Here is a 16377-nt window from a genome sequence, read left to right as displayed (position 1 = left end):
ACGAAAGAGAGACGCTCATGCTGCTGATTCCCTGCGTGTACTGCGGTCCGCGCGATGAGACCGAATTCCACTACGGCGGGCAGGCGCACGTGCCCTACCCGGAAAATCCAAACGACCTCACCGACGCGCAGTGGGCGCAGTTCCTCTTCTACCGTGACAACCCCAAGGGTCTGTTCGCAGAGCGTTGGCTGCACCGCACCGGCTGCCGTCAATGGTTCAACGTCGTCCGCGACACGGTGACCTACGAGATCCATGCCGCCTACCCCGCGGGCGAACGCCAGCCCGATCTGTCCGGCTTCACCCCCGCACCGGGGGCCGCGACAACCACGCCTGCCGGTGCCGACGAGTATCCGCCAACAACCAATCCCGTCCAGGGCTCGACCCCGAAGGAGCCGGCCAGATGACATCCCAGAAGAATCGGCTCCCGGTCGGCGGGCGCATCGATCGTGGCACCACCCTGACCTTCCAACTGGACGGGGAACAGTTCACCGGGCATCCCGGTGACACGCTGGCATCGGCGCTGATCGCCAACGGACGGATCGCAGCCGGCGACTCCCTCTACCGAGGCCGGCGGCGCGGCATCATGTCGGCAGGGGTCGAAGAGGCGAACGCCCTGGTCCGGGTCGCGCCGCGCGTGCGGCGGGATGTCGCCGAGTCGATGCTCCCGGCGACGACGGTGTCGCTGGTCGAGGGCTTGGATGCGGAGTTTCTCGAGGGTCTCGGCAGACTCGACCCGTCGGACGACCGCGCCGAATACGACAAGAGCTATCTCCACGCGGAAGTGCTCGTCATCGGCGGTGGCCCCGCCGGCCTCGCTGCGGCACGCGAAGCACTCAAGGGTGGCGGACGCGTCGTCCTCGTCGACGATCAGCCCGAGCTCGGCGGATCACTCCTGTCCGGCACAACGACCACCGGTCGCCAAGACATCATCGACGACGCGACGGCGATCGACTGGGTGTCTCGCGTGGCCACGGAACTTCAGGACGCCCCGGAGTGCACGGTCCTTCACCGGACGACCGCGTTCGGTTCATTCGACGGCAACTACGTCCTGGCCCTGCAGAACCGCACCGACCATCTGAACGCGACGCCGAGCACGGGTGTTTCACGGCAGCGGGTCTGGCACATTCGCGCCCGCCAAGTGGTGCTCGCCACCGGCGCCCACGAACGGCCGTTGGTCTTCGAGAACAACGACCGCCCCGGGATCATGCTCGCCTCCGCTGTACGCACCTATCTGAACCGGTATGCGGTTGCCGCGGGCGAACGATTCGTGATCGACACCACGAACGACAGCGCGTACGCCCTCGCGGCCGACCTCCACGCCGCGGGCCTCCCGGTCGTGGTGGTCGACGCCCGCGCTCAGCTGAGCGCAGTCGCGTCGGCAACCGCCGACCTGGGGATCACGGTGCTGCCCGGCAGCACCGTGTCGAACACCACCGCGGACACTTCAGGACGCCTCCATAGCGTCACCGTCCGACGCGTCGACGGTGACGGCGCCCTCGTGGGCGACGCCGAGGAACTGGCCTGCGATGTGCTGGCCGTCTCCGGCGGGTGGAGCCCGGTGATCCACCTCCACAGCCAGCGCCAGGGCAAGATCCGGTGGCACGACGAACTCGCCGCGTTCGTCCCGGTCGACACCGTCCGCGGACAGCACACGGTCGGTGCGGCCCGCGGCAGCTTCTCGCTCGCCGCCTGCATCGTCGAGGGAATCGCCGCGGGCGCAGCCGCAGGTACCGCGGACACCGACGCTACGCTCACGTTGCCGCCACCGCGCGCAGCAGCGCCCACTCGCCAACTGTGGCTGGTGCCGGGTGACGGCGACGCGTCCGACTGGCACGAGCACTTCGTCGATCTGCAGCGCGACCAATCGGTCGCGGACGTACTGCGCGCCACCGGCGCCGGAATGCGCTCCGTGGAGCACATCAAGCGCTACACGTCGATCAGCACCGCCAACGATCAGGGCCGGACGTCCGGCGTCAACGTGATCGGCGTGATCGCCGAGGCGTTGCGCGACCTCGACGGGCAGACCCGCGGAATAGGGGACATCGGCACGACCACTTACCGTGCTCCGTACATCCCCGTCACGTTCGCGGCGCTCGCAGGGCGTCAGCGTGGCCCGCTGTTCGATGCCGCACGGGTCACGTCGATCCATTCGTGGCACACCGCCCACGGGGCCGTCTTCGAGGATGTCGGTCAGTGGAAGCGTCCCTGGTACTTCCCCCAGGACGGGGAGAGCATGCACGACGCGGTGCAACGCGAGTGCATCGCGGTACGCACCGCGGTCGGCTTCCAGGATGCGAGCACGCTCGGCAAGATCGAGATCCGTGGGAGAGATGCCGGCGAGTTCCTGAACCGGATCTACACCAATGCGTTCAAGAAGCTTGCACCGGGGGCCGCGCGCTACGGCCTGATGTGCCGCGCCGATGGAATGATCTTCGACGATGGTGTGACCCTGCGCCTGGATGAAGACCGCTACCTCATGACGACGACGACCGGTGGCGCTGCCGCCGTGATGGAGTGGCTCGAGGAGTGGCTGCAGACCGAATGGCCGGAGCTTGACGTCCACTGCACGTCGGTGACCGAACAGTGGAGCACGATCGCCGTCGCCGGACCGCGATCGCGTGATGTGATCTCCGCGATCGCGCCCGACCTCGCAGCCGACGACGGGATGACAGCCGAGGCGTTCCCGTTCATGACGTTCCGCGAAACCACCCTCTCAACAGGGGTACACGCGCGGATCTGCCGCATCTCGTTCTCGGGCGAACTCGCCTACGAGGTGAACGTGCCCACCTGGCACGGTCTGCGCACGTGGGAAGCGATCGCCGCTGCCGGCGAACGTTTCGGCATCACGCCCTACGGCACCGAAGCTCTGCACGTGTTGCGGGCCGAGAAGGGCTACCCGATCGTCGGTCAGGACACCGATGGGACGGTGACCCCGCAGGACGCCGGCATGGAGTGGATCGTCTCGAAGACGAAAGACTTCATCGGCAAACGCTCCTTCTCGCGCCCCGACACTGCCCGCCCCGACCGTCACCAACTGATCAGCGTACTGCCAGTCGATCCCACGTTCGTGATCCCGGAAGGCTCGCAGCTCATCGCCCATGGCGCGAGTGTGGAATCGTCCGATGCCCCGGTGCCGATGGACGGTTTCGTGACCTCCAGTTACCTGTCCGCCGCGCTCGGCCGCTCGTTCGGGCTCGCCTTGGTCAAACGCGGTCGTGATCGCATCGGAGAGACGTTGACGGCGGTCGTCGGCGACCGTCTCGTCGACGTCGTAGTCGGCGAGACCGTGCTGTTCGATCCGGAAGGAGCACGCAAAGATGGCTGAACCAACCGCAACCGCTGAGCACCCCGCGGACCTTCGAGTGAGCCCCGCCGCCCACCTCGCCGCCGGCCTTCACGCGGGATCTGCGCCGGGCGTGGTGACACTCCGGGAGGAACCGTTCCTCACCATGATCGGCGTCCGAGTCGCTCCCGGAACGGACGCCGCGCGCCGCCTCGAAGACGTGGTCGCGCCACTGCCGTTGCGGTGTGGAGCCACCGCTCGCGTCGGCGACACCACCATCCTGTGGTTGGGTCCAGAAGAGTTCCTCGTTGTCGCGCCCGCATCAGTGCACGCCGAACTTGGCGGGAAGCTCCAGTCGAACCTCACAACAGCGCTGGGCGACGATGCCGGTCAGGTCGTGGACCTTTCCGCGAATCGGACGGCCTTCGAGCTCAGCGGTCCGCGGGCACTCGCCGTGCTGCAGAAGGGCTGCGCCCTCGACCTGCACCCACGGGTTCTCCCGGTCGGCGCGGCGGTGTCCACCGAGGTGGGTGGCGTGGCGCTGATCCTCTGGCGCACCGACGAAACGACGTACCGGCTGATGCCGCGTGCGTCGTTCTCCGACTTCGCCGCCGCGTGGCTGCTGGACGCAATGCGTGAGTACACCGGCGAATCGGCGGCATAGAACCGAGACACGGATGTAAGCCGTGCCCACACTGAGAGAGAACGGGAGTTCACCCATGTCCACCCTCGGAGTAATCGGCGCCGGACAGATCGGCAGCGCCGTAGCGCGTCTCGCTGTCGCGGCGGGAATCCCGGTCGTGCTGGCCAACACGCGCGGCCCGGAAAGCCTCGACGCCCTGATCGCGGAGCTCGGCGACGGCGCGACGGCGGGAACAGTCGCCGACGCGTCCGCGCAGGAGATTGTGGTGCTGGCCGTCCCGTTCACCGCGCACGACCAGGTTCCGTCGGGACCGCTGCGTGGCAAGACGGTGCTGGACCCGACGAACTACTACCCGTATCGAGACGGCCGGATCGCCGAGCTGGACGACAACGGCATCACCGCGAGCGAGACGGTGCAGCGTGCGCACCCGGGAGTCCACATCGTGAAGGCGTTCAGCAACATCAACGCGCCGCACATCCCGCAGCTGGCGCGCCCCACCGGGTCGCCGGATCGCTCGACGTTGCCGGTGGCAAGTGACAGCACCCACGCGGCGATGGAGGCGATCGACCTGCTCGACCGTCTGGGGTTCGACGCCATCCACACCGGTCCACTGTCGGCGAGCTGGCGTTTCGAGCCGGAGGCAGCCGCGTACACACGGATCTACCTTGCCGACCCGACGGTCACGGATGAGATGACCGCCCCGGCAGCGCCGGCCGACGAAAGCAAGGTTCGTGCCGCGCTGCAGCGAGCGACACGAGTCGACGTCGCACAGCGCACCGTGTGATCCCGCGGCGGTCTGCAAGTCGCAAGATTCGCCACGACCCGGCATCCACTCGAGATCTTGCCGGTCCGTCCCGGGAGCTGCTGTGGACGCGTGACTACGTTCTCGCCGTCGTCACGAATCTGTTCATCGCTGTCGTCTTCTACGAGATGATGACAGCCACCGCACTGTATGCGGTGGAACGCTATCGGGCCTCCGATAGCGGGGCGGGGCTCGCTGCTGGCGCATTCATGATCGGTGCCGTGGCGAGCCGGGTCGTCGGTGGCAAGTATCTCGACATCATCGGCCGCCGACGCACCCTTGTGGTCAGTCTCGCAGCGTGCGTGGCACTGCCGCTGCTATACGGGGTGGTAGATCCGCTCTGGATGTTCGTTCTGATCCGCGCTCTGCATGGAGCCGCTTTCGGCCTGGGCAGCATCGCGCTCTCGACCGGCGCGCTGGCTATGGTTCCCGTGCACCGCCGTGGCGAAGCCGCCGGCTACTACGGCCTCGCCCCGGTGGTGGCATCGGCCGCCGGCGCCATACTCGGCGGTGTGCTCATCCATGCCTTCGGGTATCCGGCCCTCTTTGTCTCGAACGCGGCGTGCGCCGCCGCCGGCCTCGCATTCGCCCTGCTGCTCCGGCTGCCGGAGCGACAGCTCACCGACGAGGATCGCCGTGCGGCGAGGCGCTGGACGCCGTCCGCACTTGTCGACGGTCCGGCGGCCGCACTGTCGAGCATCGTCTTCATCGCTGGTGTCGGCTTCTCGAGCCTGTTGGCGTTCCTCAACGCCTATTCAGCGTCCGATGGCGCCGGTGAAGCCGCTGGCGTCTACTTTCTCGTCTACGCAGCCACGGCTCTCGTCGGCCGTATGGTCGTGGGTCGTGCGCAGGATCGGTTTGGTGAGCGTAGGGTCATCCCGCCGCTGCTGGTAGCGCTCGCGGCGGGACTCGCGGTCGTGGCGATAGCACCGGCGGGGGTCAGCCTGGTGGCCTCGGGCGTTCTGGTCGGCTTCGGGTTCGGCGCCCTCTTCCCCGTGGTCCATGCCGCCGTGTTCTCTGCCGCTTCCCCGCGTCGCGTGGGGCTGGCGACCTCCACGTTCTACCTGGTTGGGGACGGCGGGATCGCGATCGGCCCGCCACTCGTGGGCCTGTTCATCCCGGTCATCGGCTTTCACGGCGTCTTCGTCGCGCTCGCCATCCTGATCGCAGTGACGGCGGCCGTGTACCTGCTGATTTCGGGGCGCCGCACTACTCGCACCTGAGAACGGTCCAGCGATGGGCGCCAGGAATCTGGGCACGTCCTGCGACGTACTGCGGACGATGGTCGCGTCGAGGCTAGGTGCGCCCATCGGTGAGGTGGTCGACATTCTCGTCACGGGACGACGAGTACGACCTTTCCGGTCGATACCTTGGAGAGGAAGTACTCCTGGCCCTCCACGATGTCCTTGAGGGGGAAGGTCCGTGACACCAGGGGACGGATCTCGTTCTTCTCAACGTAACTGATCAGATTCCTGAACACGATGTCGTCCTGGAAGGTGCAGCCGAAGATCGTCAGATCCTTCAGATACAGGGTTCGCACGTCAAGTTCGACGATCGGGCCCGCGATGGCGCCGGCGACTGCGTAACGACCGCCCTTGCGCAGCACCTCGAGAAGTTCGGTGAAGGTGGCGCCCGCGGTGACGTCGATCACCACGTCCACGCTGTGGGAGCCGAGCCGGTCGACGAGGCTCTCGCCGCGGACAACCACCCCGTCGGCTCCGAACTCTCGCACTTGATCGGCCTTGCCCGGACCCACGACGGCAGTGACGATAGCGCCCCGGCGCTTCGCCAGTTGGACGGCGGCCGACCCGACGCCACCCGACGCCCCGGTGATAACCACGTGCTCGCCCGAGACGACGCCGGCCCGGTGAAGCATGTTCTCCGCGGTCGAGTACGCGATGGGGATCGATGCGAGTTCGACGTCGGTCCAGTCCGAGTCAACAGCGTGGGTCTCTATCGACGGTGCCTTTGTGTACTGTGCGAACGCGCCGTCGCATTCCGACCCGAAACCCCATGCCTCCATGGGCTCGAAGTTGGCGTAATAGCGAAGCGTGTTCTGTACGACCACGCGTTCCCCGATACGCGCGGGGTCGATCGCCGATCCGACTGCGACGATCCGACCGCAGCAGTCGGCGCCCTGGATGCGCGGAAAGCTCATGGGGGTGCCTGTCCAGGTCGCGTCGTCATCTCGCGATGACGCGAATCCGTCGGTACCGCCGTCGTTCGTTGCTCCGTTCACGCCTTTCGAGTACCACCCGGCGCGGGTGTTGATGTCCGTGTTGTTGATGCCGGCGGCCGCGACGCGGATCAGGACTTCGTCGGGCCCGATCACCGGGAGTGGCACGTCATCGTGGTATTCGAGCTTGTCGAGGCCCCCGTGACCGACAAGGAGCACTGCCGACATCGTGCGGGGAAGTTCCGGTTGTTCGTCCGGATGGTGCGTCATTTCGGGCCTTTCGTCGAAATGCAGAAGACTCGACATCACCGCTGACGTGGCGGTGTGTCCCGGCTTCGGTGGGCAGATCGGGCGTATGCGAGATGGGGGCGGTGATCGCCTGGACGATCACCGCCCCCACAGGCGGTCGGATGATGTCGCGCTTCGACGCCGTCGGCAGCGCGAGACAACCCTTTGGTGGTGCTCAGCCGTTCAGGGCGGCCTCCATCTGCTCGAGAATGTCGGGGTTCTGCTCGAGCCACGAGGCGACTGCTTCCTGCTCCTGGCCCGCCTCGAACTCCTGGTAGACGGCGTTGTCGAGGGTGTTGAACTGGTCTTCCGTCAGCACGAGGTTCTGAATCATGTTCGCGACGTCAGGGTGCGCGTCGGAGAAGCCCGCGGTCGCAACCATGTCGAGCGTGTAGGGGTCCCCGTACGCCTTCTTCGGGTCCTCGAGCTTGCGCAGGTCAAAGGTGGAGTTTGCCCACCACGGCGACCAGCCCGTCACCACGATCGGCTTCTGGTTGTCGACAGCCTCCTGCAGGCTCGCGAGCATCGCCGCCGTCGACGAGGTCTGGAGCGTGAAGATGCCGTCCAGGCCGTATGCCGGGAACACGACGTCCTTCGCGGTCGATACGACGCCGGCGCCGGGTTCGATGCTGACGATGGTGCTGTTCAGCTCCTCGGCGTGATCCGGCAGGTCTTCGATCGACTGCAGGTCCGACGCGTAGTCGGGAACGGCCAGGAAGATCGAGGCGTCCTCGTAGTAGGAGCCCACGATCTCCAGGTCGTCCTGGTACTTGTCCCAGTACTGCTTGTGGATGGTGGAGGGCGAGGTCGAGAACGTGTCGACGTCGCCCTCGCTGGCCGCGACATACATGGTCGCGATCTCGCTGAGCTCCTTGATGTCGACGGTGTAGCCGTTCTTCTCCAGGACGTACTTGTACAGATTCGCGATGTCGGTCATGTCGTTCCACCCCGAAACGACACCCAGGGTCACCGCCTTGTCGGATCCGCTGTCACCTCCGTCGCCCGTGTCGGCACCGGAAGACCCGGCGCAGCCGACCAGGGCGAGCGCTGCCGCGCCGACGATGGCAACGGCGGAAAGCGTACGCGTAGTGCTGCTCATTTCGTTCCTCTTTCTTGAAGTCGGAGAGGCGCGGGTTGCCTATCCACCAACTTTTTCGTGCGCGATTTCGGCAGTGATGGTCGCGTCGAGCGGGGCAGGCTCCTCGACAGCGGGGCGGGTCTTGCGGTGCCAGAATTTCGCGCGAGAGATGCTGGTCCCCGCGCCGAACGACGCTGTCACTCGGTCCAGGTAGATCGCGAGGATGACCACGGAGAGCCCTGCCTCGAATCCCAGCCCAACGTTCAGCGTCGCGATGGCAGAGGTAACCTGACCGCCAAGACCGCCCGCTCCGACGAGGCCCGCAATGACCGCCATGGACAACGCCATCATGATCACCTGGTTGACGCCGGCCATGATCGCGGGCGTGGCGAGCGGAAGCTGCACGCCGAGCAGGGTCTGCCGCGGCGTCGCGCCGAAGGCTTCGGCGGCCTCGACCACCTCACCGTCCACGGATCGGAGGCCGAGTTCGGTCAGCCGGACGCCCGGCGGCAGCGCGAAGATGATCGTCGCGATCACGCCGGGGACGATGCCGATCCCGAACAGCGTGACGACAGGGACGAGCCACACGAACCCGGGCATCGTCTGCATGAAGTCAAGGATGGGTCGGAGGATCGAGCTCGCCGTCTTGCTGCGGGCCGCAAGGATTCCTAGCGGAACGGAGATGAGCACGGCTACGGCGGCGGCGACGAGGACGAGAGCGAGTGTCTGCATCGCTGCGTACCACTGCCCCATCGCAATGATCAGGACCAAGCCGAGGAACCCGAGCACCGCGAACTTCCAGCCGCGGGTGACCAGCGCAATCAGACCGAAGATCAGGGCGAGGATGACGGGATCGGGCGCCGACAAGACGGCGATGAAGCCGTCGAGAATCGCTCCCATGAAGTCGCTGAACGCATCGAATGCTGGCCCGAAGGTGACGTTCAGCCAATCGAAGAAGGCCTCGAACGCGTCCCCGACGGGCACCTGAGGGACGGGGATGAGATCTGTCCGGAACATGGCTCAGGCACCACCTTGACGAAGGGGCTCGGCGGTACGAGCGGTCGTGTCTGGCTGCTTGGTCTTCTTGCCGAACATCCTGTTCCTTCCCATCACAACGGGGACGGCACCGGTCTGACTGAGCGCGGCGATGACACTCGTGTGCGTGAGTTCACCGATCGCGTGGCCGCCGTCATCGACGACGGTGAGCGCGTCGGTTGTGCTCGCGCTGAGATCGAAGAGTTCGCTGAGATGAGTGGTCGCGGAAACCGTCCTCTTGTCGTCATGCGCGACATCCGCCTCGTCCACTGGTGTCATCACCTGGCCGGCCGTCAGAACCCGCGCCCGATCGACGTCGCGCACGAACTGACGGACGTAGTCGCTGGCCGGCGCATTGAGGATCTGCTCAGCGGTTCCGATCTGGTCGATCCTGCCGTCGCGCATCATCGCGATCCGGTCACCGAGCCGCATGGCCTCGTTGAGATCGTGCGTGATGAAGAGGATCGTCTTGTCGAGCTTCTGCTGAAGCTCGATGAGCTGATCCTGCATTTCCCGTTTGATGAGCGGGTCCAGCGCACTGAACGACTCGTCCATCAGCATGATCTTCGTGCCGGTGGCGAGCGCTCGTGCGAGGCCGACTCGCTGACGCATGCCACCGGAGAGCTGACCGGGCTTCGAGTCTTCCCAGCCGCCGAGTCCGACCATCTTCAGCGCGTCGTTGGCGCGGCGCTGGCACTCATCCTTCGAGATGCCTTGCACGCGCAGTCCATACGCTGCGTTCTCGCCGACGGTGCGGTGAGGGAAGAGCGCGAAGTGCTGAAACACCATGCTGACCTTCTCTCGTCGCATCTGGCGCAGCGCGCTGCCTTTCATCCCGACGACGTCCTCGCCGTAGACGCGGAGCGAACCCGCGGTCGGCTCGACCAGCCCGTTGACCATGCGGATGAGGGTGGATTTCCCTGATCCGGAGAGGCCCATCACGACGAAGACCTCGCCCTCGTTCACGGTGAACGAGGCGTCGATGACGGCGGCGGTGAGGCCTTCGTGGCGCAGCTGCTCGCGCGTTGCCCCGCGCTTGAGGCGTTCGACGGCGTCATCCGCCTTCTTGCCGAAGACTTTGAAGGTGTCGGAGGCTTCGATGGCGTACATCAGCACCCACCTGCCCACGGCATTCGTCGCGGCCCGCCACGGCGGTGCCCGCTCGGCGCGGAAGATGGTCTGGCGCTGCGCGCCGGAGCATCACTTGAAGTCCGAGTACGTCGTTGCATCAGGGCTCCTACTAATAGTGGGGTCGGGCTGGCGACACGGACCGTGAGGTCCGGTCTTACCATCTCCACCCGTAGTACCGATGTGTCTTGGCGCCAAGAATATGCACAATCGATATTCCCGTCAACACCTTCGGCGAGCGGTAATCATTCCGTAACACCGCATCGCGTTCAGTGTGGCCATGGCGCACCGGCTGACCCTTAGAGGAACGTGCTGTCGAGGAGAGCTTCGAGGCTCGACATCCGCCACTGGCCATCGCTCTCTTTCACCATCTCAGCGCGGTACCAGCCGGCGCTCGAGATCACCATGCCGCCCGGCTGCGCCGAGCTGATGAGGACGTAGCAGTGCATCACGGCAGACGTGGACGTCTGGTTCTCGAAGCGGAATGTGTGGAGGGTGTGTCGCCCCTGGGCGTTCTTCGCCGCACGCGAGGCGCGCAGTTCCGTGACGATCGCATCGCGGCCGGTGGAGGGGCCCCAGCTCTGATCGGAGCCAGTCACCCGCCCGCCCGAGGTTGCCTCCTCCGTGAAGGTGTCGGCGAGCATGTCGAAGTCGTCTTCGTCGAAGCCCCAGCCGTAGCGCGCGAGCGTCTCCTGCATGGCGAGCTGGTCGTACGCCCGCGCAGCAAGGTCAAGGTGTTCATGGGTATCCGACGACATGGCGTCCCTTCCGAGGATGATGAGTCGCGTGCGCAGTCGCGCCGACGGGGCAGACGCTACTCACATAGAGTGTTGCGCGCAATATCGATTGTGCATATTCTCACTGTGTCCACGCCGCCCATTTATGAAGGAGATCCCTGTGGCCGCAACACTCGAAGGTAAGACGGCGATCGTCACGGGCGCCGCATCAGGCATGGGCCGGGCTGCGGCCGTTGCGTTGCTGGAGGCGGGCGCCGCCGTCGTCGCCGCCGACGTCACGGAGGCTGGGCTGGCAACGCTGCCGAGCAGCCCGCAGCTCGCCACGATTCGCTGCGACGTCACCAATCCTGCCGACGTCAAAGCCGTCGTCGAACTTGCCGAGAAGCAGTTCGGTGCCCTGGACGTCGTCTGCAACGCTGCCGGCATCTGCACGGAGGAGCCATTCGGTGAGGTCGACGACGTGTGGCAGCGCACGATGAACATCAACCTCAACGGGACGGTGAATATGTGCCGTGCGGCGATCCCGGCGCTCAAGCGCGCAGGTGGTGGGTCGATCGTCAACTGGGGTTCGATCAACTCCTTCGTCGCCACGCCCGAGCTCTCTGCGTACTCGATCAGCAAGGCCGCTGTGCACATGCTCAGCATGTCCCTCGCGGTCGAGTTCGCCGCCGACGGCATCCGCGCGAACACAGTCTGCCCTGGGCACACCGCCACCCCGATGATGGACCGCGTCGCGCGCACCTACCCCAGCGAGGCCGCATGGCAGCAGGTCGTCGCGGCCATCCAGCCACTCGGACTCGGTACGCCGGATGCAGTGGCGGATGTCGTCGTGTTCCTCGCATCGGACGCCTCGCGGATCATGACCGGCTCGGCAGTGATGACGGACGGCGGCCAAGCGGCCCGTTCCGCCTCGGTCGCTCCCCCGCCCGCTCGCTAGCGGACATCGCCTGATCCGGGTCGCACCACCCCGGATCAGGTGATCGACACCTTGCACAGAATATCGATTGTGCATATTCTGTGCTTACCGTTTGATCATCTTGACGAAGGAGTATGTGATGGCCCTGCGTGAATCGGCCCGCACCCTGAAGTTCGCGTTCGTGAACGGACCCAACATGGGTCAGCTCGGCAAGCGCAACCCCGGCCTGTTCGGCCCGGTCACCTCCCTGGACGCCCTCAACGCGATGGTCGACGAGTTCGCCGCCAGCATCAACGTCGAAATCGTGCACTTCCAGTCCGACTTCGAAGGCGAGATCCTGCACTTCATCCACGACACCCAGGGCACCGTCGACGGCTTCCTCATCAACCCCGCCGGCCTCACCTACTACGGCCAGGCCACCCGCGACGCCCTCACCGACACCGGCGCCCCCTACATGGAAGTCCACTTCGCGAACCTGTCGACCTGGAAGCACAGCGTCGACCCCGGCCGCGACGTCGGCTCCATCTTCAGCCACACCGCCGTCGGCATCTACGAAGGCATGCGCCACTACGGGTACTTCGCCGCCATCCTCTCCCTCGCCCTCGCCATCGACGACAACAGCTTCCTCGGAGCCGACAAGTGAGTGCCGACACGCGCACCGTCACCGTCATCGGTGCCGGCATCGTCGGCGTGATGATCGCCGAACGTCTTGCAAACGCCGGAGCGACGGTGACCGTGGTCGACTCGGGTGAGATCGCGGGCGGCACGACGGGCGCCACATTCTCGCAGGCGAACGCCAGCTACTCGGGCTATTGGAGATACTTCGACCTGCGGTGGGCGGGCATGCGCGCTTACGCGCGCATGGCCGCAGAAGGAAACGCCCCCTGGTGGCACAATGTCGGGACGCTCAACGTCGCCCGAACGGGAGACGACTTCGCCTCCCAGGACGCGCACGTCAACAGCCTGATCGAACTGGGCTACCCGGCCGAACGGCTGCACGGTGACGCGACGGCGGTCGAGCCAGCATTCGCCACATTCGAGTCCAAGCGCATCTACCGCTATCCGGGCGAAGGATGGGTGGATGCTCCGGCGATGACCCGCGACTTCGCCGAGCGCGCCTCGCTACTGGGCGCAACCTTCCGGACCGGCGACGCCGTCACCGACATCCTCCGCGACGGCGACACCGTGACCGGCGTCCGCCTGGCGTCGGGCGACACCCTCGACAGCGACGAGGTCATCGTGTGCGCCGGGCGCTGGACCGACGAGCTCCTCTCCCTCACCGGAGAGGAGTCGCGCTTCGTCGCCGAGCGCGAAGCGGCCGGCACCCCTGTCCCGGGTCTGCTGGTGATCACGGAGCCCGTCGAAGGCTCCGTTCAGCAGGTGGCTTCGGTCGACGACATCAGCTACCGCCCCCACGACGGCGGGCGCACGATGGTGTGGTCTCCGACGGAGGACTACCAGCTCGGCGACATTGGCGGGCTCGACGCGGACCAGGAGGCGGCGGATCGGATCGGTCAGGCGCTCCTGGAACGCTCTGCGGAATTCGTCCCCGCGCTCAGGAACGCCCGCATGGAGCAGGCGCTCATCACCGCGCGCGCCCTACCCGTCGACGGGTCGCCGATCATCGGACGCCCGTTCGGCCTGAACGGTCTCTACATGGTGTTTGCGCACGCCGCCGTCACCATCGCGCCGGCCGTGGCCGACCTCGTCACCGCCGAGACACTGCACGGTCGCGACGAGGACGCCCTCGCGCAGTTCCGCCCGGATCGCATCCGGGCAGACGTCTCATCTATCCTCACGACCGAATAGGAAGAGCATCATGAGATCCGACTACACCACGGAGGTTCCCGAGCACTCGCTCGTGACCTGGCGCACCCGCACGGACGACGCTTTCGCGCCGGGCTTCGTGCACGAAGGCGCCGTCTGGCCGCTGGACGGCATCGACGGCATCGACGGTGACGTCGTCGCCGCGGCGGTGCTGGCCAACGACTCCGGCATCGACGAGCTCGTCTCGCGCGTGACCGGGAACGGAGCGAGCACGGTGGCACTGACCGACATCGAACTCGGCCCCCCTGTACTGCGACCGAGCAAGATCCTCTGCCTCGGCCTCAACTACCAGGCGCACGCCGACGGCGCCGGCTTCGAGGTTCCGGCGGTGCCGGTGTTCTTCGCCAAGTTCCAGAACGGCCTCGTCGGCGCCGACGCGAACGTGGTGCTGCCGCGCGCGGACGACAAAGTCGACTACGAGGGCGAGCTCGCTGTGGTCATCGGCAAGCGCGCGAAGCAGGTGTCACGCGAGGACGCACTCGACTACGTCGCCGGCTACGCCGTCTTCAACGACGTCTCGGCCCGCGATCTTCAGCTCGCGACGAGCCAGTGGACCCACGGCAAGGGTGTCGACACGTTCGCACCGATGGGCCCGGGCCTCGTGCCGGCGGCACTCATCCCCGACCCGCAGAACCTGCAGCTCACGACCAAGCTCAACGACGATGTCAAGCAGCACGACACCACCGGCAGCATGGTGTTCGGCGTCGCACAGACGATCGAGTTCATCAGTGAGGTGATGACGCTGGAACCCGGTGACATCATCGCCACCGGCACGCCCGCGGGTGTCGTCTTCGAGCAGCAGGAGCAGCGCTGGCTCGTCGACGGCGACGTCATGGCGGTCACCATCGAGGGCCTGGGCACGCTCCGCAACCCGACCGTGCGCGAGGCGGCGCCGGCGGCGGCGGCTCGCGAGAGCGCAGCATCCTCGGCGGTCTGACACCTCACCGCAGAAGGGCCCCGGGATCTCGATCCCGGGGCCCTTCTGTCTGAGAACGTCTCGGACCTACAGCAGCCGCTCGTCAGCGGGCGCGAACGAGATGAGCTCGGGAGCGCCGTCGGTGATGATGATCTGGTCCTCGTACTTCACGCCGAACGGGCCGCCCACCCGTCCCATGTAGCCCTCGACGCTCAGCACCATGCCAGGCTCCAGAACGCCTGCGTGGTTGTCGCCGAGCACGACGACCGGGTACTCGTCCACCGCCCCGCAGCCGTGCGCGATGAACGGATAGCGCTGCGACTGGTACTCCTTCGGCATGCGCGCGCCGAGCAGTTCCCCGAGCTCCTGGAAGCTGCGCCCGGCGGTGAACTCGGGGATGCTCTCGTGCACGTAGTAATAGGCGGCCTGATAAACGTCCCGCTGCTCCGTGGTGGGAGCCTTCTCGCCCACGAGGTAGGACCGGGAAATGTCGGTGAGGTACCCGTACGGCCCGACGAGGTCGGTGTCGAACCCGACGATCTCCCCGTCCAGCACGACCCTGTCGGACGCCTCCTGCATCCACGGGTTGGTGCGCGGCCCCGACGACAGCAGGCGCGCCTCGGCGTAGAGCGCGCCGTGAGCAAAGGTCTGGTGCGCGAGCTCCGCCCACATCTCATTCTCGGTGCGGCCCGGCACGAGCGCCGGGAGGAACGCGTTGACCGCGATGTCGACGAGGCGCGCGTTGTCCCGATGGATGTCGAGTTCAAGCGGCGTCTTGACCGCCCGTGCGACCTCCAGCGCCGGCGAGGCGTTGACCAGCTTGATGCCGCGCCGCTGCAGCTCGAGGAACACCACAGCGTTGGCGCGGTCGATCCCGAGAGGCTCACCCAGCAGCCCCCGCGACGACAGTTCGGCGTACACCTCGTCCATCGCGATCCGCGCATCTTCGGTGCTGTCCGGTCCCGAACCGAAGTAGCCGAAACCGTGCGCTTCCCGCATGTCGCCGGTCCAGCGGCTGCGGGTGATGCGCATCTCGTCGTAGCTCTCCCACAAGATCGGCTCGTCCTCGGCGAAGACGAGTGCCCAGCGGAACGGGTCGTGCAGGTTGAACACGATGGATTGGCCATCGCAGGTGGCATACCGCACGTTGGCGGGGTCGAACAAGAGGGCCGCCGCGATCCCTGCCGTGCGCAGTCCCGCCTTGGCCCGCTCCAGCCGCTCCGCATTGAGCGCATCGAGATCGACTGCCGTGGCCAGGTGTCGTTCGCGACCGGTCGGGTTGGTTGATGCATACGTTGCCGTCATGGTTCTCCTTCGACTGAGGTCGGACGGCATCGGCCGATGCACCAACGCGGTCCCACCTGATGTATAGCTACTAGCAGAATATGCACAATCGATATTATGATCAATGGGTGTGTCGCCCGGCTGAGAAGCAACCCGCCGCCGCCTTGGAGGGATGGCTATGAGAAACACCACAATCTCGACTTACGTGACGGACCCTACGTCGCGACGCGACTGAACGGACGTCGATCGGTGTCACAGAAGACG

General features: G+C 66.3%; 15 protein-coding genes. 9 read left to right on the top strand and 6 right to left on the bottom strand.

Annotated elements, in window-relative coordinates; translation table 11 throughout:
* The first annotated feature begins 17 nt into the window (after nucleotides 1–17).
* From IM767_RS05900 to IM767_RS05880, 5 genes are read left to right on the top strand one after another with little or no spacing between them, the layout of a single operon-like run.
* Nucleotides 18–404 carry a sarcosine oxidase subunit delta gene (locus tag IM767_RS05900; protein WP_109212342.1) on the top strand — a complete coding sequence of 129 codons (387 nt, stop codon included), beginning with the start codon at nucleotides 18–20 and terminating at the stop codon, nucleotides 402–404.
* A complete protein-coding gene (locus IM767_RS05895; protein ID WP_109212341.1) occupies nucleotides 401–3325 on the top strand; it encodes a 2Fe-2S iron-sulfur cluster-binding protein in 2925 nt (974 codons plus the stop codon). Before IM767_RS05900 ends, IM767_RS05895 begins: the two co-directional genes overlap by 4 nt.
* Nucleotides 3318–3947, top strand: a complete 630-nt coding sequence (locus IM767_RS05890) for a sarcosine oxidase subunit gamma (protein WP_109212340.1) — start codon at nucleotides 3318–3320, stop codon at nucleotides 3945–3947. The genes IM767_RS05895 and IM767_RS05890 overlap by 8 nt, the downstream gene beginning before the upstream one ends.
* 55 nt (nucleotides 3948–4002) lie before the next feature.
* Complete coding sequence (locus IM767_RS05885; RefSeq protein WP_109212339.1) at nucleotides 4003–4710, top strand: NADPH-dependent F420 reductase; 708 nt, start codon at nucleotides 4003–4005, stop codon at nucleotides 4708–4710.
* Nucleotides 4707–5951, top strand: coding sequence for an MFS transporter (locus tag IM767_RS05880; protein ID WP_109212338.1), 1245 nt, complete (start codon nucleotides 4707–4709; stop codon nucleotides 5949–5951). The genes IM767_RS05885 and IM767_RS05880 overlap by 4 nt, the downstream gene beginning before the upstream one ends.
* Before the next feature lie 110 nt (nucleotides 5952–6061).
* Here IM767_RS05880 and IM767_RS05875 read toward each other — a convergent pair whose 3' ends face one another.
* From IM767_RS05875 to IM767_RS05855, 5 genes are all read right to left on the bottom strand, one after another.
* Complete coding sequence (locus IM767_RS05875; RefSeq protein ID WP_239453532.1) at nucleotides 6062–7210, bottom strand: alcohol dehydrogenase family protein; 1149 nt, start codon at nucleotides 7208–7210, stop codon at nucleotides 6062–6064.
* A gap of 157 nt (nucleotides 7211–7367) precedes the next feature.
* Nucleotides 7368–8291, bottom strand: coding sequence for a glycine betaine ABC transporter substrate-binding protein (locus IM767_RS05870; RefSeq protein ID WP_109212336.1), 924 nt, complete (start codon nucleotides 8289–8291; stop codon nucleotides 7368–7370).
* A gap of 39 nt (nucleotides 8292–8330) precedes the next feature.
* Complete coding sequence (locus tag IM767_RS05865) at nucleotides 8331–9254, bottom strand: ABC transporter permease (RefSeq protein ID WP_239453531.1); 924 nt, start codon at nucleotides 9252–9254, stop codon at nucleotides 8331–8333.
* A gap of 36 nt (nucleotides 9255–9290) precedes the next feature.
* Nucleotides 9291–10415: a quaternary amine ABC transporter ATP-binding protein gene (locus tag IM767_RS05860; RefSeq protein ID WP_109212334.1), complete on the bottom strand. Its 1125-nt coding sequence runs from the start codon at nucleotides 10413–10415 to the stop codon at nucleotides 9291–9293.
* Nucleotides 10416–10732: 317 nt separating this feature from the next.
* The gene (locus tag IM767_RS05855) at nucleotides 10733–11191 is read right to left on the bottom strand and encodes a nuclear transport factor 2 family protein (protein ID WP_109212333.1); all 459 of its coding nucleotides are present in this window, start codon (nucleotides 11189–11191) and stop codon (nucleotides 10733–10735) included.
* Between the two features lie 28 nt (nucleotides 11192–11219).
* Between IM767_RS05855 and IM767_RS05850 the strand changes: the two genes are divergently transcribed.
* The 4 genes from IM767_RS05850 (at nucleotide 11220) to IM767_RS05835 (ending at nucleotide 14850) form a co-directional block, all read left to right on the top strand.
* Complete coding sequence (locus IM767_RS05850; protein ID WP_162564427.1) at nucleotides 11220–12107, top strand: SDR family NAD(P)-dependent oxidoreductase; 888 nt, start codon at nucleotides 11220–11222, stop codon at nucleotides 12105–12107.
* 118 nt (nucleotides 12108–12225) lie between these two features.
* Entirely contained in the window at nucleotides 12226–12729 is a 504-nt protein-coding gene (locus IM767_RS05845) for a type II 3-dehydroquinate dehydratase (RefSeq protein ID WP_194398822.1), read from the top strand.
* Nucleotides 12726–13895, top strand: a complete 1170-nt coding sequence (locus IM767_RS05840; RefSeq protein WP_109212215.1) for an NAD(P)/FAD-dependent oxidoreductase — start codon at nucleotides 12726–12728, stop codon at nucleotides 13893–13895. Before IM767_RS05845 ends, IM767_RS05840 begins: the two co-directional genes overlap by 4 nt.
* Before the next feature lie 10 nt (nucleotides 13896–13905).
* Complete coding sequence (locus IM767_RS05835) at nucleotides 13906–14850, top strand: fumarylacetoacetate hydrolase family protein (protein ID WP_109212216.1); 945 nt, start codon at nucleotides 13906–13908, stop codon at nucleotides 14848–14850.
* Between the two features lie 66 nt (nucleotides 14851–14916).
* Here the strand turns inward: IM767_RS05835 and IM767_RS05830 are convergent, their stop codons facing one another.
* Nucleotides 14917–16134, bottom strand: a complete 1218-nt coding sequence (locus tag IM767_RS05830; protein ID WP_162564409.1) for a M24 family metallopeptidase — start codon at nucleotides 16132–16134, stop codon at nucleotides 14917–14919.
* Nucleotides 16135–16377 lie beyond the last annotated feature (243 nt).

It is taken from the genome of Microbacterium ureisolvens (genome assembly GCF_015278315.1).
Taxonomy (GTDB): Bacteria; Actinomycetota; Actinomycetes; order Actinomycetales; family Microbacteriaceae; genus Microbacterium; species Microbacterium ureisolvens.
Note: the sequence above shows the minus strand (reverse complement) of the source record. Positions and strands in the feature narration are given on the sequence as shown.